General features: G+C 49.4%; 11 protein-coding genes. 8 read left to right on the forward strand and 3 right to left on the reverse strand.

The genetic code is table 11. The features are described from left to right. Window positions 1-191: 191 nt before the first annotated feature. The gene (locus ACI955_RS08955) at window positions 192-1,385 is read left to right on the forward strand and encodes a multidrug effflux MFS transporter (RefSeq protein ID WP_415243402.1); all 1,194 of its coding nucleotides are present in this window, start codon (window positions 192-194) and stop codon (window positions 1,383-1,385) included. Between the two features lie 277 nt (window positions 1,386-1,662). Here ACI955_RS08955 and ACI955_RS08960 read toward each other — a convergent pair whose 3' ends face one another. Further along, window positions 1,663-2,541, reverse strand: coding sequence for a LysR family transcriptional regulator (locus tag ACI955_RS08960; RefSeq protein ID WP_415243466.1), 879 nt, complete (start codon window positions 2,539-2,541; stop codon window positions 1,663-1,665). A gap of 125 nt (window positions 2,542-2,666) precedes the next feature. Between ACI955_RS08960 and ACI955_RS08965 the strand changes: the two genes are divergently transcribed. The 6 genes from ACI955_RS08965 to ACI955_RS08990 all read left to right on the forward strand — a co-directional run bounded on the left by ACI955_RS08965 (window position 2,667) and on the right by ACI955_RS08990 (window position 9,570). Next, the gene (locus ACI955_RS08965) at window positions 2,667-3,440 is read left to right on the forward strand and encodes a ferredoxin--NADP reductase (protein ID WP_415243403.1); all 774 of its coding nucleotides are present in this window, start codon (window positions 2,667-2,669) and stop codon (window positions 3,438-3,440) included. 306 nt (window positions 3,441-3,746) lie between these two features. Beyond that, entirely contained in the window at window positions 3,747-4,886 is a 1,140-nt protein-coding gene (locus ACI955_RS08970) for an alpha/beta hydrolase family protein (RefSeq protein WP_415243404.1), read from the forward strand. 158 nt (window positions 4,887-5,044) lie between these two features. Further along, on the forward strand, window positions 5,045-5,431 hold the full coding sequence (locus ACI955_RS08975) for an MAPEG family protein (protein WP_415243405.1): 387 nt from the start codon (window positions 5,045-5,047) through the stop codon (window positions 5,429-5,431). Between the two features lie 5 nt (window positions 5,432-5,436). Beyond that, window positions 5,437-8,184 (forward strand): CehA/McbA family metallohydrolase, encoded by a 2,748-nt coding sequence (locus ACI955_RS08980; RefSeq protein ID WP_415243406.1) that lies wholly within the window; start codon window positions 5,437-5,439, stop codon window positions 8,182-8,184. A gap of 159 nt (window positions 8,185-8,343) precedes the next feature. Beyond that, window positions 8,344-9,012 carry an OmpA family protein gene (locus tag ACI955_RS08985; protein ID WP_415243407.1) on the forward strand — a complete coding sequence of 223 codons (669 nt, stop codon included), beginning with the start codon at window positions 8,344-8,346 and terminating at the stop codon, window positions 9,010-9,012. A gap of 84 nt (window positions 9,013-9,096) precedes the next feature. Beyond that, window positions 9,097-9,570, forward strand: a complete 474-nt coding sequence (locus ACI955_RS08990; protein ID WP_415243408.1) for an LEA type 2 family protein — start codon at window positions 9,097-9,099, stop codon at window positions 9,568-9,570. Between the two features lie 53 nt (window positions 9,571-9,623). Here the strand turns inward: ACI955_RS08990 and ACI955_RS08995 are convergent, their stop codons facing one another. Then, a complete protein-coding gene (locus tag ACI955_RS08995; RefSeq protein ID WP_415243409.1) occupies window positions 9,624-10,421 on the reverse strand; it encodes a ParA family protein in 798 nt (265 codons plus the stop codon). A 100-nt stretch (window positions 10,422-10,521) separates the two neighbouring features. Continuing rightward, complete coding sequence (locus tag ACI955_RS09000; RefSeq protein ID WP_415243410.1) at window positions 10,522-10,785, reverse strand: DUF1145 domain-containing protein; 264 nt, start codon at window positions 10,783-10,785, stop codon at window positions 10,522-10,524. Window positions 10,786-10,907: 122 nt separating this feature from the next. On the opposite strand from ACI955_RS09000, the gene ACI955_RS09005 reads away from it, so the two are divergent. Continuing rightward, complete coding sequence (locus ACI955_RS09005) at window positions 10,908-11,522, forward strand: riboflavin synthase subunit alpha (protein ID WP_415243411.1); 615 nt, start codon at window positions 10,908-10,910, stop codon at window positions 11,520-11,522. The last annotated feature ends 13 nt before the right edge of the window (window positions 11,523-11,535 follow it).

The following is an 11,535-nucleotide window of genomic DNA, read 5'->3' on the forward strand; positions in this document are numbered from 1 at the left end:
TCTCACTAATACACAGCGACCGTGCTCGGTGCTGGCTTTGCAGTTTGAACACTGCTGCCGTTGTTGTTCATGGGCCGCCTTTCAATGAGTCTATGTCTGTGAGCGAAAGACCGGTGTTCGTTTTAGTGGATAGAGAGATTCGATCTAACATTGAAATTTCGTCTTTCGAATAATATTAATATGGAAACTTTATGACCCCCTCTCTGCCGCCGATGCGACTAATAATTTCCTTGGCGCTTATTTTTGCTCTATCGCCATTGGCTATCGACATGTACCTGCCGACGATACCCGCGATAGCGGGAGAGTTGGCAGTGCCTGTGCAAGATGTCGCTATTACGGTCAGTCTGTATATTTTGGGCTTAAGTTTCGGTCAGTTCTTTGGTGGTCCAATCAGTGACTATATTGGACGGCGGCCGGTGCTATTCATTGGTCTGGTTATTTTTGCGCTGGCAAGTCTGCTTATCGCGTATACAGATTCCCTAGAGGTGTTTTGGGTCGCGCGCTTTGTGCAGGCTTTAGGGGGTGGTTGTGCCGCCGTCGTGGTACCCGCAATTATTCGCGATCATACCGAGGGTCAGGCTACCGCCAAGCTATTCTCACAAATCATGCTGATTACTATTATCGCGCCGGCAATCGCCCCAAGCATAGGCACGTTTTTATACAGCGTGAGCGGCTGGCGTATAATATTTATCGTGCTGGCAGCGTACGCAGCGCTGGTTTGTCTTATGGGCGCTATTTTCATACGCGGCACGCCTAAGTCATCAGTGGTGGATGATACGCTGGCGCAAGATGGCTTGTTGACGCGCTACCGCTTTGTTTTGAGTAATACCACTGCAATGCGGTATTTATTCTCTCAGGCTTTAGCCTTCAGCGTTATGGTGACTTTTTTAGCGAATGCGGCGCTAGTATATATTCACCAATATGGCGCCACTGAAACCCAATTTGCGATGTTGTTCGCTGCAAATGTGGTGACATTGGGTGTTGCCAACAGGGTCAATAATTATTTATTGAATACCATTCCGGCGCCGCGAATTTTGCCTAAAGCGATGATGTTGCAATGCGTGGCCACCGCGGGATTATTGTTCATTAGCGACTTTACTCCTCCGCTGTGGATAGTTGCGCCTTTGATCATGCTGAGTATTGGTGCTCTTGGCGGTGTCATGGGTAACTCGCAGGCGAGTGCACTGCAATTTTTCCCCAAGCACAGTGGTATTGCGTCGGCCTTGCTCGGCAGTGCGCAATATCTCATTGGTGGGCTTATCAGTGGCGCGTCTACTTTATTTTTAAGTGATAAAATGTGGCCAATGACAGTTACGATGTTTGTCGCCGCCGCTGCCGCTTGGTGGATCGTGCCGAAACCTAAGCCTAGTCAGGTGTCAGCGTAAAATACTTGAGTGATAGTGATTATTTGTCAGCGACAGCAAAGATACTTGCTACTATAGGACGGTTCATATGAGTGAAAGTCGTTTTGTTTGGACTCGCAGGCGGTGGCCATAGTAGTTCTTGCGACGTCTTATGTGATAGCGAGGTCGAGGTGTTGGGCGGGTAGTCGCGACTGTTGGTATTTGGCCCAGATGCTCGCTGGTTTGATCAATAAGTCTTGAGTCACTATGCTTATTTCCCGTCCCAGTTCCCGTTGTATATCCCCATTTAATATCGCACTTAGCTATTTTGACAAAGCTCCAACCAGCGCAGAATTCCTTCGCTGCGGTATTTTTGACGGTGCAGAATAAAGTAAAAGTGGCGTTTGAAATCACGATTGGCAGCGGTGAGCGGTATTAAGCGGCCACTGTCGAAAGCTGCTTGCAATGATAACGTTGAAAGGCAGCCGATACCTAGGCCGGTTTCGACCGCGCGTTTAATTGCTTCGGTGTGCTGCAGCTCGAGGCGAATATTCAGTTCTGGTAATAGCTCATGAATGGCGCGGTCAAAGGCTTGACGGGTGCCTGAGCCGCCCTCTCGTAGAATCCACTGGGCAGAGAGTAAATCTGCATCAGTGAGATTTTTTTTGCTGGCCAGAGGGTGCAGGGGACTGCAGAAGATTTGCAGCTCATCTTCTCGCCAGCGTGTCACTTCTAAATCTGGGTGGTGCAATTCGCCTTCGATCAGACCGATATCCAAGTCAAAGTTTAAAACCTGTTGACTGATGACCGCGGTGTTGGCGACATTGAGTTTTACTTTGGCTGCGGGGTAGCGGTTTATAAATTCGGCCATGATATCGACCGCCAGGTAATTGCCAATGGTAAGCGTGGCGCCCACCTTAAGCTCCCCCACCTGATCGTGGCGGCGGAAACCCTGTTCTAATGCGAGTGCTTGATCTAGGAGCGCCTCTGCCTGTGGGCGCAGCGCGCGACCTAGTTCATTAATTTGTAGACGTTTACCAATTCGGTCAAATAGCTGTATCGAGAATTGCTGCTCAAGATCTTTGAGCGCACTAGAAGCTGCCGACTGGGACATAGAAAGCTGCTCTGCAGCCCGGGTTATGTTCTCGGTGTGGGCGGCGGCTAGAAAAACTTCGAGCTGGCGTAGGGTATAGTGCATATTTGCAAAACCGATATGAAAAATCATTATAAGTCATTTTGCCGATAGCATAGCTTTCCCTTACAGTATTGGCAAGCCAAAGAAGTAGTGGCGGATATGGCGCTAATATTGAGGAGAGGTTTGCAATGAGTAATATAGTTTCTGAGCGAGTGACCAGCGTACATCACTGGAACGACACTTTGTTTAGTTTTAAGACGAGCCGTGATCCATCGTTCCGGTTTGAAAACGGCCATTTTACTATGATCGGTTTAAAGCAGGGCGATCGCCCCTTGATGCGAGCTTACAGTATTGTGAGTGCAAATTATGAGGACGAGCTTGAGTTCTTCAGCATTAAAGTAGCCAATGGTCCGCTGACGTCTAAGTTACAGCAGATCAAGGTGGGTGATGAAATTTTAATCAGTCGTAAGCCTACCGGCACCTTGGTGGCAGCCAATTTATTGCCAGGTAAAAATTTATACCTTCTCAGCACGGGTACTGGTTTGGCGCCTTTTATGAGTATTATTAAAGACCCGGAAGTATATGAGAAGTTTGAGAAAATAGTGTTGGTGCACGGGGTGCGTTATGAGAGCGAGTTGGCTTACCAAGATTTCATTCGCAATCATTTGCCGCAGCATGAATATTTTGGCGATATGATCCGTGACAAGCTGGTGTACTACCCCACGGTGACACGTGAGAAGTTTCAAAATCAGGGGCGTTTGACGGATTTAATTCGCACCGGTAAGTTGATGCGAGATGTGGGCTTGCCCGCGCTTAATACCGAATCTGATCGGTTTATGATTTGCGGTAGCCCGAGCATGCTCAAAGACACTTGCCGCCTGCTCAAGGCGGCCGGTTTTGAAGAAACGCGTGGTGGTGAGTATGGGCATTTTGTGATTGAACGTGCTTTTGTAGAACACTAGACGTCTTTTTACGCGGTTTTTTAAATTCCTTCTTAAGCCCCTTGATAGGGGCTTTATTCTATGTGGGCGGCATGAGATTTGGTCGGGCCGCTTAAAGTAATTCCTCCTTGTTCTTCCTTGTCTGACACGTCCTTAGACGCGACTCACTATCCTGTTGCTGCCTCATCATTAACGATGCTAAATGCACAGCTATCGGCGCTAAGGTATTAATTTCATTATTTATAAGTTGATTAGGGCTTTATTGTGGAGTCCTGTTAGCAGACTTGATAACTTAGGGCTTGGAATTGGTCTGGCTACGAGAGCGCTATGTTTAAAAAAATCTTATTATCCCTGCTGGTATTGCTGCTTGCTTCCGGTGCATACCTGCAGTTTGGCAATCTGCCCCAGCCCTTATCGGCGGATACCGAGGGTAGTCGTTGGCTAGAAAAAGGCATTTACGACGTCAGCTATTTCGATGTTGAGTTGGTCGATGATACTCGTCCCACCCAGAAAAACGGCGAGTATCTCGGGAGTAATGAGCGTCAGTTGCAAACTCGAATTTGGTATCCCGAGGACTTACTTGGTGCGGCGCCTTTACTTATTTATAGCCATGGTTTTATGTCTTCGCGCACCGGCGGCAGCTATCTCGCTGAGCACTTTGCTAGTCACGGATATATTGTTGCGGCGATGGATTACCCGCTCACCACGATGGGCGCGCCTGGCGGACCATTGGTAAAAGATGTAGTTAGTCAGCCCGGTGATGTTAGCTTCTTAATCGACCAGTTTGTGTCATGGAATGCGGATTCTGGCAATCAGTTTTATGAGCGTATTGATGACAGGCATATTGGTGTTATGGGTTTGTCTTTGGGTGGTATGACGTCGACTTTGGCGACCTTCCATCCTCGCAGCGCTGATTTGCGTATTTCTGCGGCGGTATCGATTGCGGGTCCGGTCTTTATGTTTGGGCCAGCTTTCTATGATTCTAGAGATGTTCCTTTCATGATGATTGCGTCGCCGATAGATGCCATGATTGATTATCAAACCAATGCGGCGACGATTCTACCCAATGTCAAAGGCGCTGTTGTAGTGACTATGAATAACGCCTCTCATACAGGCTTTGCGTCGCCGGGTCGGTATTTGAGATGGTTTGAAAATCCGGATTCATTGGGCTGTGGCATGTTGACGCGTGGTCTAGAAAAAACCTCTGACGAAAACTGGGCCAGCGAGTTGGGTGAGTCTGAAGAAGGTATTTTGTTATCGCCGCAGACGGCGCTGTGTACTACTGATCCGCTGCCGCCGACAATGAATCCTGTGCGTCAGCAATGGTTAACTACGCTGGCGGTGTTCCCGTTCTTTGAATCACAATTTGCCTTGAGTGAGTTGCGTCGCCAGGAGGCTCGTGATTATCTCTTCAGTACTTTTTCTAGTGAAATTCCTGAAGTGAGCGTTGCGCGCGCAATAAAGTAAGGACTTGCGATGCCAATGCTGACGTCCCAAGGTTTTTGGTACCGCAGCGCGGGGTGTCAGCTTATAATGTTGACGCCGCCGCCAATATTCGAATGTGACGGCTTTGGCAATATAAAATCGAGAAGTACTAATAATAAAATACTAGGGAAAAATAGAATATGACAGTTGCGTTCTGGTGTGTGTTTATTGCATGTTTGCTTCCCATAGTAATCACCTGGGTATGTGGATATTTTCGTGCCAAACAGTTTGGTAAAGTCGATAACAAGCATCCTCGCCTGCAATATGCCCAGCTTGAAGGCCCAGGCGCGCGCGCCTACGCCGCGCAGCAAAATGCTTGGGAAGCGCTGCCAGTATTTGCGGCAGCGGTGATCATTGCACATTTGGCGGGAGTTGATCCGGCCAAGTCGGCGCTTGCCGCTCAGGTGTTTATTGTTGCGCGGGTTTTGTATCCCATTTTTTACATTGCCAATAAGGATGTGCTTCGCTCATTGGCGTTTATTATTGGTCTGGGTGCTTGCATCGCTCTATTTGTCATGGCGGCATAAAACCAATGATTGCAGTAATGCAAAAGTGGGCGAGGGTATTGTGCTTGCCTTTGGGGCTAGCTATTTGTCTCACTGGCTATGCCACAGCCCAGACTGAGGATGATACTGGTCTTGCCACGATGGAGGAGTTTTTGCCGGTAGCGGAGGCGCCGCTACCGGCATCCCTGCTTCGCGCCGAACAAATTAAGCTGGAAACCTTCGATAGTTTCCCCCGGGGTGGCCCAGACAGTATTGCTGGGCTGGGTGATTGGTGGTTGTCCAACGGCAAAATTTGCGTGGCTGTTAGCGATGTTAACCATCACGCGGGCATTGTTGCCGGTGGTGGCACGCTTATCGATGTTGCGCATTGTGAGCGCGGTAATGACCAGTGGACTTATGCGAATATTTTAACGGGGCTGGCAAAGGAAGCCGCTATTCCGGTTTCAAAAATCACTACGCTAATAGAGGGCGATCACGCCGATATTATTACTGTGGGCGAGGGCGATGGTATTCGTCAAACAGTGACCTACCGTTTGCGAGAGACTGGTGAGGAGCTCGAAATCAATGTGCAGATAGAGCGCATTGGCGAAGGTCGCCCGGTACAAATGAGCGGCTTGTTTACCCTGTATTCGCAGCGCGCATTAACGCCCTTCAGTCTGTCTAGTTATATTCCAAATGCCACCCTGGGTTTTCAGCATCCGGCCATCGACCGCAATAAAGTGTCGTCTCTGCTTGGCGGCATGATGCCCAGTGACTGGAATATTTTGGTGGGCGCCGATACCTATGACAGCAAGGTGAGTTATGGGGTGCAGCTGGGGTCTGCCGAGTTGATTAAAGCGAATGGCAGCCGCCAGCCATTGCCGCGGTTTTTGGCCGTATTTCCTGATTATAGCCTGCACGGCTGGATGACCCGTCCTTTATGGTTTCAAAGCGAGCGGCTGACTTGGCTATCACTGCTGCAAAACCAGTTTATGGATTTAGAGAAAGGCGAGCAGATGCTTGCTAAGTTCAAGGTGTTGTTGGGCGATCGTGCGGATGTGGCATCGGTCACTGATCAAATCTACAACGGCCCGCGAATACGAGGTTACGCCAATAATTTTGATGTATCGGTGGCGGTCTGGGACCAGGATGATCGACCTGTAACCCAGGGTCGAGTCGCCGCCGATGGCAGTTTTAATATTCGCCTGCCTAAACATGTGCAGTGGATAAAAATGCAGGCCACTGCGCCTTGGGGGCAAAAAATTAGTCGCGAATTGTCGCTAGCCGACGCGCGCAACGATAGCGGGCGATGGGTCTTTCGGAAAAATGGTGCGTTGCGCTTGCCGCGAGATATGCCAATGAGCCTGTATTTCTTTGGTTTTGGGAATACTGATACACCGGAGTTTGGTAATGACTTACTGGGCTTTACCGAGCAGGGGCTGTCGCTGCCTGGCATGATGCGCCGCAACCGTATTGATTTGGCCGGTGTTGATTCAGATTTAGAGCAAGTTAACTTGCCGCCTGGCCAGTATCGAGTTCTGGCTGCGCGGGGCATGGAATTCGATGTAAAGGAGTATTTGCTTACTGTTGTTGCTGGTAAAACAAGCCAGCTTCCTATCATCCCTCTAAAGCAAATTTGGTACGGCGGTGATTGGCGTTCAGCCGACTTGCACGTCCACAGCGGGGCAAGTTTTGACTCGGTCTTACCCTTTGATGAGCGCTTGCGAAGTTTTGTCGCGCAGGGCGCCGAGGTCTTGGTGGCCAGCGAGCACAATCGCTTGGTTGATCAAAGCGGGCGCGTTGCAGCGCTGGGCTTGGAGGGTAGAGTGCAGGTTATAACCGGCAGTGAACTCACCGGTATGTCGCGCACAGCCAATGCACCGACTACGGTAGGTCACAGTAATGTCTTTCCATTAACGGCTAGGCCAATGGAGTTTGCTGGCGGCACTCCGGCGGTAGAAAACCGCGCCCTGCGTGAAGTGATTGCCGGTGTTCGCGAGCAAGCGCCAAACGCACTATTCCAGCTGAATCATCCACGGGCGGCCAATCCGATTGATGCTGATTTAGCCTTTTTTGATCACCTGTCGATTGGTAGAAGTTACGATCCAGCACAGGCCTTAGACAGCGTAAATAATGGCAGTTTACTGCTTCCAGACCCGGTCTCGGGTTTTCGCGATATCGATTTTGACGTCTTAGAAGTGCTCAATGGGGCCGAGTTTTCGGTGTACTCGCAAATTCGTGATGACTGGTTTTCGATTCTGAATCAAGGCGCGCGCCGCGCCGCGACTGGGAATAGTGATTCCCACGGGATTCGCAGCGTGGTCGCCGCGCCGCGCACTTATGTCTACGTTGCCGCTTCGAATAATCAACTACCACTCGATGAGAGTGCCTTTGTAGGCGCTGTCCGAGATGGGCATAGCTTTATGACTACCGGCCCGTTTCTGGCAGTAACACTTCGCGATGATTATTCAGATGCCGGCATGGGCGATACGTTTTCGGGACGGCGTGGTGAGCTGCATATTCAGATAGATGCGGCGCCGTGGGTGACGGTTAATACCATGACGATTTGGGTTAACGGGGAAATTTATCGGCAGTTGAAGGTGGCGGTTGGTGATCACAAGGTCATTGAGCTTATCGTCGACACTGATTCCTATGTGGTGGTTGAAGTCAGTGGCGACCCTGGCGAGGTGTATCGCGCGCTCATGCCCGACTTGGCGCCGCTGGCATTGAGTAACCCTATATATATTGATGCAGATGGCAACGGGGAGTGGCAGGCACCTAAGATAATGAACTAGCCTTGGGGTGGAGTTGTCATAGTTCCCATAAAGTAAGCGTGAAGAGTTCCGGGCTGCGGATGAATTAATGCTGTGAATATTGGCATGTTTTTTTTGATAATAGCTGTGTCATGATCGTTTCATGGCACATAGAAAGATAACGGATAAGGGGATTCATCAATGAAAATGTCTATTAATATTAGTCGTTGGACGACATTGCTGACAGCAGTTGTTTTCGCAACAGCGTGTAGTATCGATCCGTATACTGGCGAAGAGAAGACCAGTAATACTGCCAAAGGTGCTGGCTGGGGTGCTTTGGGCGGTGCCGTTTTAGGGGCCGCAGTAGCAAGTAAGAAAGATCGCAAAAAAGGTGCGCTACAGGGCGCAGTAATAGGCGCGGCCGCCGGTGGTGGCTACGGTTATTATATGGATCGTCAAGAAGCAAAACTGCGCGCCCGCCTTGAAGGCACGGGTGTTGGTGTGCAGCGCGTTGGCGACACCATTAAACTCATTATGCCCGGCAACGTGACTTTCGATACCAGCAGTTCTGCTATCAAGGGTGGCTTCACTGACGTCTTGGACAGCGTTGTGTTAGTAGCCAAAGAGTTTGATAAAACGCTGATGCAAATTAATGGTTACACAGACTCTACCGGTAGTTTCCAGACCAACCAGTCACTGTCTGAGCAACGCGCAGGTAGCGTTGGTCGCTATTTCATGAATCAAGGTGTGGCATCAAGCCGCATTCGTACTTCAGGCTATGGACCGCGCGATCCTATTGCAGATAACAGCACTGCATCGGGTCGTGAGCAGAATCGTCGCGTGGAAATTGAGATGTTGCCAACTCAATAAGCAGCGACATACACCTGAAAGGGCGTCATCAGTGGCGCCCTTTTTTTGTCTGGCTACTATGTTCACTGGCTTGGGGCCTTAAAAATGATAAACACACTCTATAGATCTGGAATGGTTTTCCTTGCTGTTTTGGCACTCGCCGCCTGTGCGGGATTCAATCCCATTGAAAAGCCAAAGGTATCTATTACCAGTATCAAAATGGCGCCGGTCATTGGTTTCCAACAGAAGTTATTAGTCGGTTTGCAGCTCGATAACCCCAATGGCTTCACCATTAACCTTGCCCGATTGCGATATACCTTGGAGTTACAGGGGCAGTCTCTGGCGGGCGGCAGTTTAAATGAAGCGATCAGCTTACCGGCAAATGGTCAGACTCAACTGGTGGTTCCAGTAGAGGTGAATTTACTCAGCGGTATAGGCGTATTGAGTAAGATCTTAGGCAGTATGCAATCTGACCTTGATTACAAACTCAGCCTGACGGCGGCGGTTACCAATTTTGGCCTTGGCGATATTACAATCAACAAGGTGGGTAAGGTTGGAATCGGGACTGCGACACCCTAAAGAGGCTGGATTGATAGTCCGCGGCAGGATGGCTGCCGCTGCGAGATAGTAGCTTAAGCGCTTTTAGCGGATTTATTTTTCTTACCGCTATCTAGCGTGTCATGAAGACTGACTAGCTGCTGGGTGAGTTTATGCGACGGTGCGTAGTGAATCAGTGGTATCTGCCTGCTGCGAGACTCTTTCATCTTGACCGAGCTGCTTAGATATTGATCAAAGATTGGCAGGCCGTCAGCTTTCATACTTTCGACAAGCTGGGTCGGCAAGCTGGCTTGGGCTTGAAACTGGTTAACGATGATGCCTTCGAGCTTCAGCTCTGGGTTGTGGTCTTCGCGAATTTCCTCAACCGTTTCCATTAAACCAATCAATGCGCCCTTAGAAAAGCTGTCGCAATCAAAGGGAATGATTAGTGAGTCGGCGGCGATAAGGGCCGAGCGGCTATAAAAGTTTAAGGCCGGCGGGGTGTCGATGTAGATATGCTCGTATTCTGCTTGCAGCTTGTTCAGCGCATCGCGGAGTTTATAAATTTTGTGGCGAGTTTCTAGTTCGCGCTCGATCACCGCGAGTTCAGGGTGAGACGGCATTAGATAGAGATTGTCGAATTCGGTTTCGTAAATACAGTCGCTAGCTTCTTTGCTTTTGCCGAAGAGCGATAGCTTTTGCTTAAAGAAATCTGCGGCGTTGTCTTCAAGGTCGCGAAACTGGGGGCCGATTAAGTATTCGCTGCTATTGCCTTGGATATCAAGATCGATAAGCAGCGTTTTATGGCCTTTCCATGCGCTAATTGCCGCCAAATTACAGCTTATGCTGGTTTTGCCGACACCGCCTTTTTGATTAAAAATTACCCGCTTCATTGTGCTACCCTGACAGAGTGTTGCTGGGAAAAAGTAATCCTAGCAGCTCTAGTGCCAAGGCGCTACGACCGCAATTTTTGAGGTATCTTGGTCGGGCTATTCAGGACGTTGATGGGGGTTTTTTACGCATCCATTCGCGGGTGCGCAGAACGCCAAACAGTAATACTACAATATAGCCTTCTACTGGATTACTGTAATCACGGTGAATATCCTTTCTAAAGACTAGGCACTCAAGAACGTGGGCGACAAGTATGGCAACACCACCCCACATCAGCCACTGGCTATTCTCACCTAGCAGGGGAAACACGAAATTTACCAGAAAGGCGATCCAAAAGCCGAGTTGGCCAATTTTCAAAATTGTCATTATAAAGTGTGAATCCTTCGTTATTTTTTTGGTGGCTGCATAATGCAATATTAATTTTAGGGCTTCAAGTTTTGTTATAATCTAGTCGCGTAACTTTCCATTTAAATAGAGGCAATTGATTTATGTATACGGGAATTGTGCATGGTGCTTACCCGCTGGCGGCGGTAATCCATAAGCCCGGCTTGCACCAGCTATTTATCGACTTGCCGCCGGTACTACTTGAAGACCTCGTCATTGGCGCTAGTGTTGGTTTAGATGGCGTATGTATGACCGTGACCAGTATTGATGGCGCGCGGGTGTCGTTTGATGCCATGCAGGAAACCCTGTCATTGACGACCTTGGGCAAGCTAAATGATGGCGACATCGTTAATGTCGAGCGCTCGGCCAAACAGGGGGCAGAAATCGGCGGCCATAATATGTCTGGCCATGTCGATGGTTGTGCAGAGCTGATTGCTGTTGAAAAGTCTGAAAACAACTGTACGCTGAGCTTTCGTCTGCCTCAGACTTTAAGTAAGTACGTGTTTAGAAAAGGCTTTATCGGCATCAGTGGCTGCAGTTTGACAGTGGCTGATTACCAGCGTGACGAAGCCGAGTTCACAGTGTGGTTAATTCCAGAGACGCTGCGGGTGACCGGCTTTGCAAATAAGCGCGTGGGTGATTGGGTGAATATTGAAGTGGATCGCCAAACCCAGGTTATTGTCGATACCGTCGAGCGAGTATTGGCTGAGCGGGAATAGTATAAGGATTACC

This window comes from Zhongshania sp. (assembly GCF_047636175.1).
GTDB lineage: Bacteria > Pseudomonadota > Gammaproteobacteria > Pseudomonadales > Spongiibacteraceae > Spongiibacter.

Bases quoted from the DNA above. Each gene is read 5' to 3' on its own strand.
- ACI955_RS08955 (WP_415243402.1), top strand. From the start codon at position 192: ATGACCCCCTCTCTGCCGCCGATGCGACTAATAATTTCCTTGGCGCTT.
- ACI955_RS08960 (WP_415243466.1), bottom strand. From the start codon at position 2,541: ATGCACTATACCCTACGCCAGCTCGAAGTTTTTCTAGCCGCCGCCCAC.
- ACI955_RS08965 (WP_415243403.1), top strand. From the start codon at position 2,667: ATGAGTAATATAGTTTCTGAGCGAGTGACCAGCGTACATCACTGGAAC.
- ACI955_RS08970 (WP_415243404.1), top strand. From the start codon at position 3,747: ATGTTTAAAAAAATCTTATTATCCCTGCTGGTATTGCTGCTTGCTTCC.
- ACI955_RS08975 (WP_415243405.1), top strand. From the start codon at position 5,045: ATGACAGTTGCGTTCTGGTGTGTGTTTATTGCATGTTTGCTTCCCATA.
- ACI955_RS08980 (WP_415243406.1), top strand. From the start codon at position 5,437: ATGATTGCAGTAATGCAAAAGTGGGCGAGGGTATTGTGCTTGCCTTTG.
- ACI955_RS08985 (WP_415243407.1), top strand. From the start codon at position 8,344: ATGAAAATGTCTATTAATATTAGTCGTTGGACGACATTGCTGACAGCA.
- ACI955_RS08990 (WP_415243408.1), top strand. From the start codon at position 9,097: ATGATAAACACACTCTATAGATCTGGAATGGTTTTCCTTGCTGTTTTG.
- ACI955_RS08995 (WP_415243409.1), bottom strand. From the start codon at position 10,421: ATGAAGCGGGTAATTTTTAATCAAAAAGGCGGTGTCGGCAAAACCAGC.
- ACI955_RS09000 (WP_415243410.1), bottom strand. From the start codon at position 10,785: ATGACAATTTTGAAAATTGGCCAACTCGGCTTTTGGATCGCCTTTCTG.
- ACI955_RS09005 (WP_415243411.1), top strand. From the start codon at position 10,908: ATGTATACGGGAATTGTGCATGGTGCTTACCCGCTGGCGGCGGTAATC.